General features: G+C 40.2%; 16 protein-coding genes. 4 read left to right on the top strand and 12 right to left on the bottom strand.

Annotated features, from left to right (window positions below):
- Entirely contained in the window at positions 1-2214 is a 2214-nt protein-coding gene (locus L1D43_RS19925; RefSeq protein ID WP_239850153.1) for a ThiF family adenylyltransferase, read from the bottom strand.
- Between the two features lies 1 nt (position 2215).
- On the bottom strand, positions 2216-3322 hold the full coding sequence (locus L1D43_RS04895; protein ID WP_239850152.1) for a nucleotidyltransferase: 1107 nt from the start codon (positions 3320-3322) through the stop codon (positions 2216-2218).
- Between the two features lie 265 nt (positions 3323-3587).
- Here L1D43_RS04895 and L1D43_RS04890 point away from each other — a divergent pair, with 265 nt between their 5' ends.
- Positions 3588-4157: an SLATT domain-containing protein gene (locus tag L1D43_RS04890; RefSeq protein ID WP_239850151.1), complete on the top strand. Its 570-nt coding sequence runs from the start codon at positions 3588-3590 to the stop codon at positions 4155-4157.
- A gap of 389 nt (positions 4158-4546) precedes the next feature.
- Here the strand turns inward: L1D43_RS04890 and L1D43_RS04885 are convergent, their stop codons facing one another.
- The 4 genes from L1D43_RS04885 to L1D43_RS04870 all read right to left on the bottom strand — a co-directional run bounded on the left by L1D43_RS04885 (position 4547) and on the right by L1D43_RS04870 (position 11042).
- On the bottom strand, positions 4547-5422 hold the full coding sequence (locus L1D43_RS04885) for a bacteriophage abortive infection AbiH family protein (RefSeq protein ID WP_239850150.1): 876 nt from the start codon (positions 5420-5422) through the stop codon (positions 4547-4549).
- 101 nt (positions 5423-5523) lie between these two features.
- On the bottom strand, positions 5524-6150 hold the full coding sequence (locus L1D43_RS04880) for a hypothetical protein (RefSeq protein WP_239850149.1): 627 nt from the start codon (positions 6148-6150) through the stop codon (positions 5524-5526).
- Complete coding sequence (locus L1D43_RS04875; protein WP_239850148.1) at positions 6131-9844, bottom strand: SIR2 family protein; 3714 nt, start codon at positions 9842-9844, stop codon at positions 6131-6133. The genes L1D43_RS04880 and L1D43_RS04875 overlap by 20 nt, the downstream gene beginning before the upstream one ends.
- 37 nt (positions 9845-9881) lie before the next feature.
- A complete protein-coding gene (locus L1D43_RS04870) occupies positions 9882-11042 on the bottom strand; it encodes an endonuclease/exonuclease/phosphatase family protein (protein WP_239850147.1) in 1161 nt (386 codons plus the stop codon).
- 221 nt (positions 11043-11263) lie between these two features.
- Here L1D43_RS04870 and L1D43_RS04865 point away from each other — a divergent pair, with 221 nt between their 5' ends.
- On the top strand, positions 11264-11671 hold the full coding sequence (locus L1D43_RS04865; RefSeq protein WP_239850146.1) for a S24 family peptidase: 408 nt from the start codon (positions 11264-11266) through the stop codon (positions 11669-11671).
- Positions 11672-11676: 5 nt separating this feature from the next.
- Positions 11677-12930: a Y-family DNA polymerase gene (locus L1D43_RS04860; RefSeq protein WP_239850145.1), complete on the top strand. Its 1254-nt coding sequence runs from the start codon at positions 11677-11679 to the stop codon at positions 12928-12930.
- 234 nt (positions 12931-13164) lie between these two features.
- Here L1D43_RS04860 and L1D43_RS04855 read toward each other — a convergent pair whose 3' ends face one another.
- The 6 genes from L1D43_RS04855 to L1D43_RS04830 all read right to left on the bottom strand — a co-directional run bounded on the left by L1D43_RS04855 (position 13165) and on the right by L1D43_RS04830 (position 17239).
- On the bottom strand, positions 13165-14043 hold the full coding sequence (locus L1D43_RS04855; RefSeq protein ID WP_239850144.1) for a hypothetical protein: 879 nt from the start codon (positions 14041-14043) through the stop codon (positions 13165-13167).
- Positions 14044-14102: 59 nt separating this feature from the next.
- Positions 14103-14954, bottom strand: coding sequence for a methylamine utilization protein MauJ (mauJ, locus tag L1D43_RS04850; protein ID WP_239850143.1), 852 nt, complete (start codon positions 14952-14954; stop codon positions 14103-14105).
- 137 nt (positions 14955-15091) lie between these two features.
- Positions 15092-15526 carry a HEPN domain-containing protein gene (locus L1D43_RS04845; protein ID WP_239850142.1) on the bottom strand — a complete coding sequence of 145 codons (435 nt, stop codon included), beginning with the start codon at positions 15524-15526 and terminating at the stop codon, positions 15092-15094.
- 87 nt (positions 15527-15613) lie between these two features.
- Entirely contained in the window at positions 15614-16249 is a 636-nt protein-coding gene (locus L1D43_RS04840) for a competence protein CoiA family protein (protein WP_239850141.1), read from the bottom strand.
- Between the two features lie 116 nt (positions 16250-16365).
- The gene (locus tag L1D43_RS04835; RefSeq protein ID WP_239850140.1) at positions 16366-16647 is read right to left on the bottom strand and encodes a hypothetical protein; all 282 of its coding nucleotides are present in this window, start codon (positions 16645-16647) and stop codon (positions 16366-16368) included.
- 109 nt (positions 16648-16756) lie between these two features.
- On the bottom strand, positions 16757-17239 hold the full coding sequence (locus tag L1D43_RS04830) for a hypothetical protein (protein WP_239850139.1): 483 nt from the start codon (positions 17237-17239) through the stop codon (positions 16757-16759).
- A gap of 362 nt (positions 17240-17601) precedes the next feature.
- On the opposite strand from L1D43_RS04830, the gene L1D43_RS19855 reads away from it, so the two are divergent.
- Entirely contained in the window at positions 17602-17868 is a 267-nt protein-coding gene (locus tag L1D43_RS19855) for a phage integrase N-terminal SAM-like domain-containing protein (RefSeq protein WP_275659047.1), read from the top strand.
- Positions 17869-18180 lie beyond the last annotated feature (312 nt).

Here is an 18180-nt window from a genome sequence, read left to right as displayed (position 1 = left end):
TCAGCAAAGCTCCTCAGAAATATTCGATAATTCAATTAGTTTCCCTTTATCCATGGTGTAAATCGATGTTTTCTTTATGCCTACAACAATAAAGAATAAAGGGCGGTCGGGATTATCATGCGCATGAGTTCGCCAGTCAGTTTTATCCGGGATTGAGGGATGCGGAAAATCCTGAGGATGCGTGTGCCAAGTTCCAACATAGCCTAACAGTTGATCTGAGCCGATATAGGCTTTGTCAATTTCTGTCTGGTGAGCATTCGCATCTAGCTTAAATGTCGTTCTGGTTCTTTGATCTGATTCTTTTGGAGTCGTAAAACTATCTATTATTACTTCACCATTCTGGCCATAAAACCCAATGAGGAGTCCCGCAGACTCAACAGATGTAGACTTATCCTGTATATAAGAACACAACCCTTTATTAAGAGCCTGCGGAAGAAGAAGAACTTTTCCGCACTTGCTTCTATAGGTGATGAATTCCCTAGGTCGACACATGTCACATAGAGGATGCCGGAGAGGAAACTTTTGTAAAGAAGATGTAAAAGTTTGATATCTTTTGCTGAGTTTTAGCCCTTCAGACTCTGCATCTGCACTATCACCTTTCCAACTAACTTTTTTTGACTCATTAAGCTTTCCTTCTAAATACCCAACAGCTAAGTCTGCTGCGAGTAGAGCTGTTTGTGTGGAGCTAATTGCACCATATGGGATAAACATTTCACCACAACCAGCATAGTTTTTAACTACATTCTGATCAGGTTCTATAAAGTTAAGATTAGATGATAAGCCACGAATCCCACTATTCGGTTCAACATACGCACAACGTAAACACCCTGGTTGATGCGGAATATCTAATACGGCATGCCCACCTATCCCGTACCCCTCTAGCCAGCTATATATTACAGGAACTTTAACATCCGATTTCACTATGTAATCATGAAACAAGCGCTCATGAGTAGGCACACCGATAGAAATAATAATAAGATCATATGCATTTAAAGTTGAGCTCTTTCTAAGTGCAAGCAAAGAGTCGCGATAGCTTACTGTTTCTAGCCACGGAAACTTTTTTTGCAACTGAAAGGCTACAGCAAAAGACTTAGGCCAGTTTGTCTTATCACCGTCTAGTGTATGCCGGTAAAGATTAGACGTACTGAAATGATCAGGATCGACAATATCAATACGACCAATGCCGGAAGCCCCCAGCTTATGAGCTATTTCACTTCCCACGGAACCACTGCCAATCAAAAGTACTTTCTTACAATCAAGTGAAGGGTTAGCACCACTGCGTGGAAGCATTAGTTCCTTGTTAAAGGCTTCAACAAAAAATGGCTCAATCATCCACTGTTTCATCTTTTCAGCGGTTAGAGGAAATGCCCGTTTTTTATCCAAGTAGAGTTTTACCCCAACCCATGCTTTACCAGATGGTGTTTCCACATTTAGCACCAACCAGTACTCTTTAGCTCGAATGGAAAATAACTCCTTTTCAGCTCGTACTTTGACTTTAGGCTCTAGATTTTGAATAGCTTCCAACAACCACGCCTTCAATCCATCACTATCACGAGGAATATTTGGCTCTATAAGCTGCAAGGGAAGGATGCATCCTACGGCATCTTTTCGTCGTTGACGGGAATTAGTATTGAAAAATCGAGCGACATCTTGATCATTGCCTTCATGTGGCGAGGCAGTAAAAGACGCAGGAATGCTCATGACACTATCTGTCTTAATTGGTTGATAAATCTCAAGTTGTGTAAAATGAGTAAATCGAGATGTGCAGTACAGTGTCTTAAGCGATGAACTCACCAGACTCTTGGTATTCGCATACCAATTAGTACTAAATTCCCTAAGCAACTCACTCTGATTGAATTCATAGTCAGTTATAAGGTTACTTAGAAGTTCGATATGACGTCTTATGGACTCTGCAAAAGCCAATTCTGGCCTCTCAAAATTGACAGACACAGAGTCCATTTGATTCACACAAATACTACCCAACCCTTCAAAATTCGATGAAGGAAGTACATGAGCTAAAACACCAAAAGATGCAAAGTTATTCAAATAAAAGTGAGGCAACTGCTGCAGTTCATTAATGCAAAAATGCACTAATGTTATTAAGCGTCCTTCGATTTCAACGTTTACTGAAATTGTATCCAGATTTGCATAATTTGAGGGTTGAACCTCAAATTCACTATCGAGGAAGTACTCTAGAACAGTTGCGTAGTTCACATTATGCCCCTTGTGACGTACCGGAAGCACCAGCAGTGCTTAGGGAGGCGACTCCTCCAACAAAACATGTTGATGCGACATTAGATGATGCTTTCTTTTCTTCTTTGGGAACCTCGAAATCGTCGCCAAACACCTTGTTTAAAATTTGGCATTGCTTTCGTTCATCCGTCTCATCCAAGGCCTTTTGAAGCTCATCTTGAAGTTTCAGCAGCTTATTTCTTAATTGAGTACCTACATTTAGATCACTACCCTCAGCGAGTGCTCCTTCCACCTTATGTTGAAAAACATCTCGTCTAGGCTCTTTTGGTAACCTGACATAAACGCGGTAATCATTGCTTCCCCATGGAGCAGAAATGTATTGAGCATTAAGAATCGCATCAACTGTGTCTTTCAAAGCCTGTAGATCGTCATCCACCTCTGCAGAAAATGAATTTGGACTGTATTGCTCTTTCATAATGATGGTTAGGCCAATCGAAAAAATCTTCTTTCTTACACCTTCACAATTAAAGTTCACATCTCGCCAACGCTTAACATAACGAATCAAACGCTTAAGCTGCATACGCTTTGCTGTGGCTCCTAAAACAAAATCATCAACACTATCAATCCACTCAATAAGTCCTTTCTGATCAGCTTCTGACCACTCTTTGTGTTCATTACTAGAACCATTTTTACCTACAGCAAGGTAATAAGTATCATTACCAAAGAGAGAGGTTTCCTTTTTGTATACGGTATAGTCAATATGTAAATTAATAGATTTGTAGTCAGCTGTTACGCACGGCTTTTTGATTCTAGGATCCTTAAAATTCCTCTTATCTAGAATTTCTTTAATGATTTTCTTTGGAGCAATAGGATCTTCAGGAGCATTATGTGCATCAATGACTATTGCACGATCTATGTCAAAATCACCTTCTAAGCTATTGATGGCAGTGTTAACAGCAAATGAACCTTGCATGAATGAATCAACGACAGGATAACCTGCATCTTTGAAAGCACTTTTGATTTCATCAAAAATGCTATTATCCTTTTCCTTTGCCTTTTTATATCCTTCTGAGTGGCTGGTTAGGTAGATGTTCTTATTAAACTTGTTGAAATGAGCTTGAATAGACATTGAACACAAATCTCCTTAACTATAGCATGGCCCTATATATTCAAATGGGTACACAGACAGTTCAAATCAAGTGTTATAAAAAAATTTTTTCTAAAGTAAAGATGTTGTAGTGGTTAACTACAAACTCCAAGTTTTTCGATACACAATCGACCATAGTGCCTAGGTATAGCCGTTGAAATAATAGATGACACCTTGACTTGATTGCATGCAAAAAATTTGAATATCTAGTACAATGTCCTCCCTTAAGTTCAGCAAGCTATAAACAATGAAAGAACCAGCAAAAGAGAATAGTAAAAAAAGTGCGCCTTCGATTGATGAAGCATTGGAGTCATGGCTACAACGTTGTATAGATGCTCGAAATGGTCATTATACGAGAGCAGAAAAACTCTTTGATTTGTCGCAGATCCTTGGCTACGTGCTGATTTACTCAACTGTATTTGTTACGGCTTTTTCATTTTTTACTCATAACCCAAGCACAATTTTATTTTGGTGCATTACTAAACAACATGTTGTTATTTTCGTCGGATGTATCGCGGCAGTAATCTCAGGAATAGTGAGCCAAGCTAGATTTGGAGAAAGAGCTGAAATGCATCGTTCCTCAGGAGCTCGGTACTCCAATTTAGCTCGGGATATAGAGGAACTTCGACTAAAACAAGGGGTTGGTTTACTGCAAGACAGTGAGTTGTCTACACACATTAACTCAATTATCAAAGAGTGGAATAACCTGTCAGAAGACTCCTTACTAACACCACATAACCCAATTAGAAAAAGCCGAAATAGTCACGTTTATATAACGTTATTATTCATCATAATGTTTTTCTCTGTCGCAGCTTGACAAAGGTTCTAATGCACTAAATTTCTCATATAAAGGAATCTGCATAAATGTCAGCAATCACAGATTTTTACAAAATATATTATCATAAACTCAATTTTATTATTGGTTCCGGACTCTCTAGCAGCTTGTTCCTTACTCTGAGGTTCCCGCTAATAGCGAGTTGCCTTTTTATCTCACCTGATGTGCGCCTCATTCAATAGACATCAACACCGTCACTACTCAAAGTGTGTTACTGAGTAAAGCTTTAGCTTATAAACTAATCTAAAGAAGAAAACTTTTAAAACCGACACTAAATTTAGTTAAACACTACAAGGTCATCGTCTTATCAATAAAAACAAGCTTTATCAAACTGAGTTCGATATATAACTTAAGCAATTTATGCTACTCGCCTATGCCATTATCGGATAAGTTGTTGCGAGATCACAAGAAGATGCGGAACTCAACTGATGTTGAGGTACACCAAGAGCTATAAGTCTATCATGGGTATACGATATATTATCAGCCGAATTCCAATTCTCCCAAACAGCATCAGGATAGGCTTCCAAAATGCATCTGAAGTATGGAAGATCGATATTATTTATCGAATGGCCAATCACAATTATTTTTTCGACAAATCCATAACCTTCAAGCTGAGCGCGATATCGTTCAAGTATCTCAGAGACAGGCTTGTACAACTTATCAGTTACTGTAGCCAACGTTCTATTTGACTCATCAAACCAAGGTTCATTCTCGCTCCACGGCATTGACGCAGATCGATTGCCATTACCTATTCCGTGTCCGAAAATAACATCAGTTCTAGCTTCACCATGAATATTTAGAACATGGTCATCCGCAATTGAATATATATTCTGAAGAGTTGGTGTATAGTTGAAACTAATGAAGTTTGATCCTTCAGGAAAACTAAAAAGTTGGGAAGCTGAACTTATATCTATTGCTCTTACCCAAGTGATAAATGAAGTTTTGATATCATTCACCAATTCATCGACTTTTTGAACTATCTCATCCTCGTAGCCATACAAATAACTTGAGGATTCAATCATGTCTTCCACACTTGGTTGCCATGCCGCTTGCTCGTTAAATTCATCCTGATTAAAGATACCTAAGTTCTCTTCAAAAGTAGACCAATCTTGATCGTTAAAGAATTCAGGAAAAAAGGCAAAATGCTCATCTAAACGACTATGATACTGTTGTTGAAAATGCTTATAGCTAGTAGGTAAGCCATTGTGAAGATCGAACCCATTACCTATTATTACTATTGTTGTCATACTTCCCCGCTAAAAATAGGCCTTAAAAGTTAAAAGTTAGAATTTAAAAGTAGCTTATTATAACAAGCTAAAATCAGCCTACCGCACTGTGGAATTAATTGTTAAATTCCACTATATAAATCTGCGACCGTGATATAAGTACTACCAATAACCCCAGCTTCCTTTTGCAGTAGTTTAGCATCCCCCAAACTACACTCTACAGGGAAGTTCTTAGCATTATTTGCTAGTAACCATATAGCTCTAGTTATTCCGTCTATAAACCCTATATAGCTTACTTCTTCTTGAACAACCCCAACAAGCTCTTTAAATAATAAAAATTTTCTTTGCCAAACTGGATTTTTATATACATGTGTACTGCATTCTATACTGGCTAGAGGGACTGGATTACATTTACCAAATGAAAACCCTCTTTCTGCTTGAGAAAACTTTAGATCACTGCGCCATATAGATTCATTCCCATAAGCTAGCAAAGGCTCACTGTTATATGGGTCATTCTTCCATAACTCTATTAGCTTATTTGCATCAACAAACACGACAGCTCGGTTATTATCTTGCTCGCCAAACTTTCTTGTTGTCATAAAAACTGTGCCCGCAGTTTCAGTAGATATCTCAAATATGACAAGGGGTTGACCATACTTGTCCATTTTTAAACAAAATCTATTCATATCAATTCGAACCTCAATGCCGAGCATGTGGTTGATTGTAAAATCAGATATGCAACCAAGCATTTCTTATCTCAACAAATTCATCAGGATCTTCACAAATAGCACGCCACTGTTCAATTACACACGGCAGAGTAGACTTAGATTCTCTATAATGCGTATACAGTTCAAATGCCAAATGAGCGGAAATCTCGCGAGTAAATAGATCACTATTTAAAGTTAGAAAATCACAATGACCATCAGTTTCTGTGCGAAGCTTGTCCAATGAAAATAACACAGCATTTTCAAAAGACTTTTTAAAACACTCTTTATATCCAAATATGATTCGACGAGCGGCGCTTAATGAGATGAGAAGCCTATGTTTATCTCTAGATACCAATGAACTAGCCAGAAGGCTGAGACAATGTTCTTTTATCGTTTCATCGTCACATCTATCAAAAATAGAATACATGCCTTCGACAGCATCTTCTATGAATACTTCGTTTGTCTCGAGGTACGAGTTTGACACTTCCGTAATTAGACATTTCTTCCAACTAGGTATTATATGAGAGAATGCACATTTAATACTGCAAACTGTTAGACCATAATCCGTCATTTCTTGCACCATGTTCATCAGTGCTGAAACATCTTTTTCTCGGTCACTACAGAATTTCTTTGATACAGCTCTTACTAGTGCTCCTCTGAGTCGTTTGAACCTTAGTTCAAACTCATCTCTAACTTCTCCTGATTCATACTTCTTTAGATAATCCTTATCCAAATCCCACCAATTCAAAAGTTTTGTAAAAATTACATGTGTCTCTTCAATAGACCATTCTACAAATTCACTAGCTCCAGATATTTCATGACACAGAGGTATAGCTCCACGAGACATGACTACACCTTTATTTGGATTATGTTTCTGAGCTTCAATCTCTTCATTAAGGATATACTGTTTGATAAGCTTATCTCCATCAACAGTACCGGGAGATAAATCGCGACAAATAGCAAACTTGTAATATCCAACAAACTTTGGAAATCCTTGAGAATCAACAGATGACCATATAGCCTCTAGAAAATCGGAAACTTGATTTTCTGACAATACTTCAAACCGTTTCAGTTCAGCTAATGTCCGTATGCATCGTAATCGTTCGCTTTCATTACCATCTATCACGATTTGTATAAGCTCGTTGATTCTATCAGAGTCTAACGAAAAACATGATGGAACCTTAATAAATTTCTCGTTTAAATTATCAGTAAATTCGAATGGGTTAGAAAACTTATGTACTCCATCATAATGTTCATCACTACCTATTGATAACTCAATAAGCATTGGTAGATAGTCAACAATATCAATTTCTGACAGCGACCTAACTGAGCGACTTACTAATTTATCAACCTGAGAATATTCTATTTTTTTCCCAAAACTATACATCCTTCCCAATAGATTGAATATTGCTTCTTTTTCAACTTTTGAAGACTTGGATATTAAACGAGACAACAATTCAGGAACAACGTTCACCAACATCGTCTTCGGGCCATTATTCTTATCATCTCCACTTAGGACAATGTTTTCGAATACTCTAAGGTAGTTTCGAATTAACGAATCTACTTCAGATTGTCTCATTGAAAGTAATGACCGTCTATCAAAAATCCTATCAACTGCTTTATTATCTCCTATTCGAAACATTATAGACATACTCCAATAGGGAACAACTTCAGAAAGTCGCTCTATGGCCCCCATTGCAGCTTCTTTTGCATACGTACTGCCCGGAATTCGAAATGGAAGCCCGACATCTTCAGCAAACTTAAGCAATCTAAAAGCTTCTAATACTTCGTAGTTACTTCCTCCAAAGTTAATGGTCTTGTTTGTTCTATTCAAATCAAAAAGTGGCTTATTCTGATTTGGTAACTCTCTGCTGTAATGATTTCTTAATGGAGATTCTAGTAACCTCAATTCATTCCATGGATCACATTTATATTGCTTTAGAACATTCCACCTGTCTGAGAATTCAGATTTTAAACTGTAATCACCATTAACCCAAGACAGACCACTTTGTATATATCTAAGCAAAACTAAAATATATGATTCTTGGGACACTGCTGAATAATCAGATACTACCGGCTTTAGGTTAAGTTTTGATCTAACTACCTTTAGAGCATCCTCTAATAGATTAATCGCTTCATCCAATCTTCCCATTTCAGCTAATAAACCAGCTTTTTTTGCAGACCAATATGGTAGATTGGGTTTAATTATCCAACTCTCTAACTGGGTTTCAAGTTCGTTAATGTCAAGTTCAAATAATGACAAAAGACATTTCTCATAATGATAACGAGAAGAGTCTGAGCTTTGTCCAAGGAAAGCACTCACTCTTTTTTCATTTGATTTCCATTTGTCAATCTTCCCCTCTTCTCTTAAATATCGTAGGTATGACAGTTGAATAAAACAACATTTCGATTTAACTTGATGTAAATCAAGATCAGCGAAAGCACTGTTATTAACTGAGCTATCAGAACCATTGACATTATCTTTTAGAAACTCATCACCACACTTTAGTACATACTCTATCAAAGATACATTTGGGTCGAAAATAGGGCATAGACATTTTTCAATTCGCCAAAAATACTCATACAGAAACTCAAGTAATACCTTAACTGAAAGATCCTCAAAGCTCTTTATAGCGCCCTCCCATTGTTTGGTGTATTCCCACAAATATTGTCGACGATCTTCGGGAACAACGACCCATCCTGGATAGTTCTCTCTTTGAGCTTTCCATTCTATTATAACTTCTTCGATCTGTTGTGCTATCGGCACATTCCCACTTTTATCTGGATACTTTTTAGATCCACCCTTGGGCCAATCTAACCAATCAGAATCAGATTTTTTGCTGCTACAAAACTCAAAGAACTTCTGAATGCCTTTGTAGTGATCATCCTTTCCAACGCCATCCAAATCAGACATATCAATAGGAACAATATTGTATTTCTCCAACAAACTGACCTGTGCTTTAGTTAGATTAAGTACACCGATCAGGTATATTTTTGGAGACTTTTCATCCCCTAGATTATCTCGAATCCAGCCAATCCAACGGAGAAAGTTAGGGTCATCGCCAGAGAAACCGATGAGGCATAACGTATTTTCTAGCAGTGATTGTTGGACTGTATTTACAAATGGTGCGAAATCGATTGGGTAACGTCGATAATCTTCCTCAGTGATAACAAATGGCTCATCACTAGGAAAACTTCCATGTAGTTTAATTATTCGTGGTTTTTCTGAATAAATCAGGTCCTGACTGCCAACAATTAATTGATAGTTGTGTTCTGTGACTGTTCTTGCGGTTCTTTCAAGTAAAGTGTCATAATTTGTTGTTAATATGTCTGACCAAGGAAGGTTCAACAAATCAACATGTAGTTTAGAGGGCTCATATTCACTATCAGGAATGGAATCCCTTAATAACTGATGAAGCATCGGTCTACCAAACGAAGCTTGTAGTTCATCAGCCAGCTTTAATACATTAAGGAATCTACCATCCTTTATGCTTTCACCACGCGTTTTTTCATAAAAAAGTTCACCAAGTTTGTTCCAGTCAGGAAAGGCTTTTGATGATTCGTTTATAGGTATTGCATTACAACTAAACCCTGCACCGACCATTACCGCAGCATGACCTGACCACAGCCTAGCAGATATTTCATTCAAGTGAGGTAATATGCTATTTGGTATCGAAATATTCATAACGGTGTAGTCAATTTCCTTTAATTGCTCTTCATACTCTCTGTTATACATCGCTATCTTTAAGCACATCGTGCCTATTTATGATTTACTAGTCATCAGTTCCTGTTAGTAAGATCTTAAAGCGTACCGGATGATGATCTGAATAACGAGCCCTGAATGCATTGTGGTTGTACGGCGAACCTGGGTATGGAGTCGTAAAATCCTCAAACCAGTCATCTTCCATCTCATCTATTAAGTCGATGACTTCAAACTGCCCGCCCAAAAACAAACTACTTGTATTTGACGTCGGATAAACGACGTTGTCATAAGGCCGGGGACTATTAAGGTTAGTGTTGGTCATGAGACAAGCATCTCCTGCGTTCAGTGCAGAATAGGCGTCAGGTAAAATCGTCGAGATTTCATCGCAGTCTTCAAAGTTCATGTCGCCTAACACGAAGAAATCTCGTTCAACTGAATCGTTCTCGTCTATCCATTTGGCTACTTCAAATAGCTCACCTTTACGGCGTACCTCATCCTTCTTACTCGCTCCTGGTTGCAGATGGACAGATATCAGGACAAAGTCATCTCCCGTCGCTTTTGCTTTAAACGGGGTAGCGTAAGGGACCCGCTCGTATTTATCATTATTGGAGCGATCTTCCGCTAAGAACCCCTTAGGCAAGCTTGGTTCATATTGCACTTTGTCTGGTTTAAAAAACGTGACAAACCATTCAGTTGCAGCACTATTAAGGTGAATGGTGTCATTTGTGCCCGTGTCTTCTTCTGACAGAATGTAATTAAACCCATATGAGGACATAGCTTCAAAAAAGCGCCGAGCTTCAACATCTGGCTTGTATGAGGTGTTGTCTGGAAAGGTACCATCGTAAGGTGGTGCAACGAGCTCTTGAATGACAACGATATCCTCATTCGCTAATAGTTGAGCTAGCGCCTTATCATCGCGGTCTTTAAAGTTACCCAGAAATTGAATATTGAAAGACACAATCGAAAGGTAATTAGTTGCAGCAGCGCCATTAAGTGGGAGCAGACAGTCTTGGGTATGGCAATGGTATGTACGGGTTGACCTATTAAGGTGGCCACCATTTTCATCTTTTGCACCACTGTGACCAATGGCGCTAGGCGTGAACACGGCAAAGGCCAAAGCTAATGCCATTCGGCGTATTAAGCCCGCGTACACCCTATTCATACAAACCTCCATGTTTATGACATTGCGGCGATTGAAAGACCAACTCATGGTTTCATTTCTTGCCAGCATTTGATCTGTCTCCTCTGTACGCTAAATAACTTTGCCGGAAAAAGCTAGCAAAATCGGCACGCTAGCGGACTTTGGTGTAGGACTATTTGGGTGGTAAAAATCAAAACAGGTAGCGATCTTTCGTTGAATCGAGCTGTAGCATGCAAAAGGAAAGCTCCCGAATATTGCCAAAACACTAAAGTCAGCTAAAATACTGTATAAACAAACAGTACTCATTAAATATGAAAGTCATACCCATTTTAGCCAGTGCCGGGATAACCGGCTTTGAGTCCCCAGCAACGGACTATAAACAGCTGCCATTAAGCCTCGATGAGTTGCTTATTGAGCATCCAAGCGCCACTTTTATCGGCCAGGCAAGTGGTGACTCCATGCAAGGCGTTGGCATCTTTGATCAAGATATTCTCATTGTAGATAGGCACGTAACCGTCAAAAACCAAGACATTATCGTTGCGAACTACAATGGCTGCTTTGTTTGCAAAATCATAGATACGGTCAACAGGCAGTTGATATCTGCGAACGACTCTCATATGAACACACCTATTTTTGAGCATGACTCCTTTACTATTGAGGGTGTTGTGATTCGCTCAATTCGCTGTCACCGGCAAAGCTCGATATTGAGTAGGAGTTAATAACCTTGTTCGCTTTGGTCGATGCCAATTCCTTTTACTGCAGCGCTGAACAGGTATTTCGACCTGAATGGCGTGGAAAGCCAATAGTGGTGCTCAGCAATAACGATGGTTGCATTGTTGCGGCTAATCGTCAGGCCAAGGAAGCGGGGATAAGCAAGTTCGTCCCCTACTTTCAGGTAAAGTCGTTATGTCAGCAAAAAGGTGTGATTGTTCTGTCATCCAACTATGAACTATACGGCTCTCTCTCGGCCGCGATGATGGAAGTTATTGGGCGGTTTGCGCCAGAACAACACATTTATAGTATTGATGAGTCATTTTTATCTTTCAGAAACGTTTACCCGGCTATCCCCTGTCTAATATCTCACGGTCATAAAATCCGCAGAGCCGTATGGAAAGAAGCAAGGTTGCCGGTGTGTGTGGGTATAGGAGAGACACTCACACTAGCCAAAGTAGCAAACCATGCGGCTAAACACCTACCAGGCTACGCCGGCGTTTGTGCTATCACCACAGATGAGGAGCGCAGTTGTATTCTCGAGCAAATGGAGGCTCAAGATGTATGGGGAGTGGGTAAACATATCGCGAAACGCCTAGTGGCTCTTCGTATCAATACAGCATTAGACTTGGCCCTGCTTGAACCGAGTGTTGCGCGTCAGCAATTTAGTATTGAACTCGAGCGCACAGTAAGAGAACTCAATGGCATTCCATGCAAAGGCTGGGATGCAGCAAGGGCTGATAAAAAGCAGATTTTTTCAACGAGGAGTATGGGTAACCGTATTTCTGACAAAGCATCCCTACTCCAAGCTATCACCAAGCACGTCGCCATCGCAGCAGTCAAAGCAAGACAACAAGGCTCCCTTTGTAAAACGTTGCTTGTCTTTGCGAGTAACTCACCTTTTGATGAGCGTCCGACAGGATTCAAAATCACGCTCCCCCTCGAGATACCAACAAATGATACATGCGAATTGATAGAAAAGGCTGTGCACTACAGTAGCCTTAGGTTTCAACCAGGGGTACGTTACTACAAAGTTGGCGTAGGCCTGATTGAGCTATGTAGCGAAAAGCACCTCCAACAAGATTTATTCAATCAACCTAAGAGTTCTACTCTAATGAAGGCGCTTGATTGTATCAATGCGCGTTATGGAACAGACTCGCTTTTTGTAGCTGGCCAAGGCGTTGAGCCGAAATGGCAAATGAGGCGAGACTTTCTAACACCCCAATATACGACACGGTGGTCAGACATTCCTAGGATTAAGTGTTAGATGAGGGAGCTAACAAAAGAAAGTAATTTTATCTGCAATGCGGCTTTCTTGAACTAGTGGGTTTGCCTAAATTCAGCTCTATTACTACGGAGAGGCATAACTAAAAATTGGACAAAAGTGCGCTAACGCAAACACTCTAAAGGTAGACTGAAGGATTAGGAAAAGTATTGGTAAAGCCGCGCTTTGCGGCTGTTTTGGAGCGCAGCGGAAAAACAGTCCGACAACAGCGCCTTGTTACATTTCGATCTTATAGATCACCTTTAATCTTTTATATAACTCGTTACTCAGATCTCTGTAGCCTTGCTCATTTGGCAAATACTTCAATGCTCTATGATGCCCAAGGTCTGACGGGATATCATCTAACGATTGCGTTATTGGTATTACTGTTTTACCAAGTGTATGAGCGATTCCGGTTTCATACATGACATTCGGGTTTCTACCCGTAAAATCAACCACAATGACCTTCGCACAAAAAATCAAATCAAATATGTCCTGCATAAACGTGGAGTTATCCCAGATATCATCCGCTCTTAGGCACTCTAGCTGCATGTACTCAGCCACACGCTTTACCGCATCGTAGGTGCCAGAAAAGCTGGCATTGAAAGGCATCATCACCGAAATCAGCTTTTCATTTTGGGGCTTTTTCGGAACATTAAAGACACTTGGTTTAAAACTGATGAGCTGTTCCGTAGGGACTTCCTCGTAAGAAGAAGATACAAATTGTCCATGCGCGGGACATAGCTTTACAACGCCATTTGATTGCTGTGCAATTGTTAATTCATAGGTCTTAAGACATGTTTCGACCGCTTGGATAGACTTTTCTCTATCCACGTTTTCATTGAACAAAAAGTGATCTGGATGCAAGAGATATTCAATTACCTTTTTCATCTCCGCAGATGGCATATTCTCTTGGAGCGCTTTGCGTTCATTTAACTCCTTTAATACGTCATTTACCCATACACGGCGAGTTGATCCATCGTGAACATAATCTAGATCGAGATCCACAAAGAAACGAGTCAAATATGAGGAGCTGCGGTAAGGAAAGCTTCGAAATGGATCATCGCCGCAAATCATTTCTGCTAGTTTCATTAACCCTGCGGCACCAATTTTCATTCAGATAATTCCCTCTTACTCGAATTAGAAATGTCCCTATGACAGCTATGTTATACATCTTATTGATCATGTTGGTAAACAATACTTCCATCTTCTAGCTCTACTTTTTTAAGCAAGTCTCTTGACGAACCCAAATGCGATTCCCGCAAGCTTTTCCAAAAAGAACTATCCGACAGTACTCCCAGTTCTTTTTCGATGAATAATGCTGCCAACTCTTTCATTAGCTTTAAATCGCTTTCCATTCGACGTTTATCAGAATAGTTGTCAGGGTTTACTAGAGGGTTGCCATGTGCGTGAGCAACTGCACAACGGCCCTCTTCGTACAAATACTTACCAATATCGTTCTCTACCTGTCTTAGCTCATTCAATCTATCGACTGCTGGGGAATACAATAAATGCTCTAAGTTATTATTGATCCAGTCTTTTTGACCTGCTCCAGCTCCGTATTTGATATTTAGAACTTTAAAAAAACTCAGGAATGCAAATGGAACTGAATTGACGGACATCCCTTCTCTGAACAAACCCAAAGCCAAATCAGATTCTACAGTTTCTGCGGACGGAAGATACAAATAGTCCCAAGGTTCGACCTGTGCGTATCCGGATACGCCATAAGTACCTTGGCCCAACCAGCCTGGCCGTTTTGGATTATTTGAGCCTGCTGGGAATAACTCTACAACACCACCGTTTCGAGACCACGCTAAGCGACTTAAAAATCTACTTGCAACTGTTCCTCCGATTTCAAAAGTCGTCCCATCAATGTCGAAAACAGATACTGTGCACGCCAATTCCATCGGGCTTTCTGGTACTTTTCTAAGCGGCTGCAGAACAATCTTGTAACCTTCAAATGGAATCTCAACCTGTTTTCTTGGCCAAGAGAACCTAGGGGATACTGCCATATCAAGCCATAGCATTTAGGACTCTCAACTCCTTGGTGTATAACGCCCGCTTAACAGGCGAAAAAAGCTTGGCTAAAATTAGCGACGAAGGTGCGCAAGCCAAGCTTTTTGCGTCCTTTGTTAAAGCGTTTGTTATATGCATTTTGCACGAACTACTCTGATAAGAAACCATAAAACAAACTGTTTAGTTTGTTGGCACACTCGCTAAAATCGTCCGCAGCGTTCTCAAGGTCGATGAGTTCAATTATTCCGTTTGAGCTTAACCGTTGTTGTTTGTTTGGGCTCGTACAAGGCTTTCCGTGAACTATTCTGTTTCTTAATTCCACTAGATCTGAAAATTGCTTAGAAAGTAGTTTTAACTGTTCTCGTTCTGAGCTTTTTGGCATGTTTCTAGTTGCGTCTATAAACTTCTTAGCTATTTGGCCGGCTGTAAGTTCATTGCCGACTACCTTATGAATTGATTGTGGAATGATTTTTTCCATACACCAGACAACTTGCCACTCTAGCCTTGCAAATGTGTATGCAGCCAAACCAAGAGCGGTAACATAATCGGTGTCAACGGGACACCTTAATCTGTCATCCTTCACTTAAATCTCCAATGCGTATAACGCCCCACATAAACCGCGCGAGGCACGATCGTCGGGCGACCATAGGGAGCGGATTTGATGTGATGGTTAGGTGCCAATTCCGCCAAACTGCCTAATGAATTCACTTTTTTCATGCGCTCTTACTTCACCTTGCTTTGTTTGGCAGTCAAATGACAATAGCTGCCAAATTGTATCTACTCCAAAATCGAAATACACAGGTTTTGTTGCTGTAGACCAACGAGCTAAAAGCTTACTGCGGCCATGCCACTTTATCATTCTGTAACAAGGATCATTTGTGTGATGTCCGCACAAGCTATTGCCGAAATAGACCTTGTCAAATTCGTTCTTAGCACCATTTACTACCCAAATCATGTTCTTGTAGAAAGCTTCGCGGCTACGGGCTTCTGCGTCATCAATCGTGTAACTTTGAAATTCGATTACCCAACGATCTGGAACATAGACGTCAGCGATATGCCGCTCTAAGGTATTTGGATCTTGAAATACAACCTCCTGGTGCTCAGGAAGAAAGTAGTTCTTCCAACTTCTATGCCACTCAGATTCGTTCTCCCACCATGGGTCGCAATGTAATTTGTCTTTGTGTGCCCAGTGATGCACCTTGAAGCGACCACATTTTGATATGGTTTCCCCCCCGCAGCACCGACATATGCCTCTTAGCTTGGGGGATGGTTCTGCCTTTACGTTATCAACAATTGCGTATCGCACATGGACTCCCTGCTGGCACCTAACGCCCGCATAACGGGCAAATACTGGTTGGCTATAATCCGAAGCGCAGCGTAGGAGCCAACCAGTATTTGTCCAGTTGATGCGCTTGTATGGCATTAACGCACACTTCGATAAAAAGAATTGCCGTTTACTTTATTAAACTCAACTAAATTATTGTCTTCGAGCACTCTCGCTACGATTGCAAATAACCACCCTTTTTTACCATATTGAGTGTTATTTTTAGGAACAGATACAAAGTTTAACTCGAGATCTTTTCTTATCTCTTTAGCTGGAACCCAACGTTCAGAATCGAATTGCTCCTTGTCCTTTATATACTCCAAAATCTCATGCGCAATTGCATCAATGTGACTATGAATTCTATCTTTTCTAGAAGACATGAATACTCCTTATTCAACTGCCTAACGCCGCCATTTGCGGCAGACTTGTAGCTGCGAAGCAGCGGAAAGGCTGTCCGGCCCAGCTTGCTGGGCTTACAACATGGCCTTGTTATAACGCTTTGTAGTAACCATTGTGTGAAAGCTGCAATGTGCGTAGCAAAGGGTATTGTTCAGGTATTGCATTTTTAGCCACTATGCCACATGAAATAACTTGTTCACGTATTTCAGCCAGCAATTCATCTATTGAGATGATTTTGCCGCCAGCAAGTGAGTCGCGCCCTTTGGGGTGAGATATGAGTACAGCTACTTGCTCAACTTCTGTGCTTGGATCAAGCCAGGTAAATACCTCGCTGAATATATATTTCTTTGCGGCAGTGAATTTTTTAGTAAACCTCTCTTCTCGTGTTGCCCAAGAGTGAGCATCAATTGATGGCTCTAAGTGAACTAGATGACCCGTATGTGGATCGAAGGCGATTACATCCAGCTCCATTTCCCAGCCGCCATGACTGAGTTTGCCGACCTTAATATTTCGCTTAATAAGGTAGCCTTTCCAGTCGTAATACTCGGCTAACAAATTTTCTAAATGTGACATAGCTTCCCTGAGCTATAACGCTTAGTAGGGGGAGTGCCGGATATGTAAATCAAAAACATCTAATATACCTCCCCATCAGCCAACCTTAATTGACTGAATTTTATACCAATAATCCACTTCTTTTGGCAAGGTTTATCTGATCATCGTTGAATAATGCGAGACCTGATTTAGCGCCTCTGACAGTGCTTCCTATTAAACTGATTCGCAAATTTAATAAAAGCCTAAAAATCAGACCCTTATACTTTTACATCAGAAAAAAACGAGAGTGTTCAATTTACATAGTAGGAAGAAGAATTTTGCTTTTTTCACGATCTCCCATTACAACTGTATAAATATACAGACACTGATTTTGAGTGTCTCAGATGAGTAAATCACCTTTCATTGAATCCATCCGTAATGTGTTGAGAACTAAGCGATATAGCTTAAAAACCGAAAAGGCTTACCTGTATTGGGTCAGGAAGTTTATCTATTCTCACCAGAAAAGACATCCAGCCCAACTGCGGAAGCAGCCGTTGAACAATTCCTTACACACCTTAAACATCCAATACCGCCAAATCGAAGAGACGTTAAATACCGAGTGTAGATACGCCGGTGAGCTTCCGAAACAGGGATGTTTCGGCAGAGCCTAAAGGGACTTATTCACGGTGTCTCACAGGCGTATCTGCACATAAGCCCACCGCAGGTGATAGATGGCTATGAAGGGGTGACCTTCAACTCACTTAATAGATGAGCATGTCGCCAAGTGCCAACCAAGCAAATTATAGAAATGCCAAACCTTCATTCTAAGGGCAGCACACTTTGGGGCATTTTCGTATAGCGGATTGTTTGCCGGATAAAGTTGGGAGAACATTGTGCTGCACTCACAGTAATAGATTAACCCCGGCCTTTTCTACTTTAAATGCCCTGCTTTGCGATATTGCATTATTTAGAATAAGAAGCGA

Source organism: Shewanella sp. Isolate8 (assembly GCF_022398495.1).
Classification (GTDB): Bacteria; Pseudomonadota; Gammaproteobacteria; order Enterobacterales; family Shewanellaceae; genus Shewanella; species Shewanella aquimarina.
This window is presented reverse-complemented; position numbering and strand designations above follow the sequence as displayed.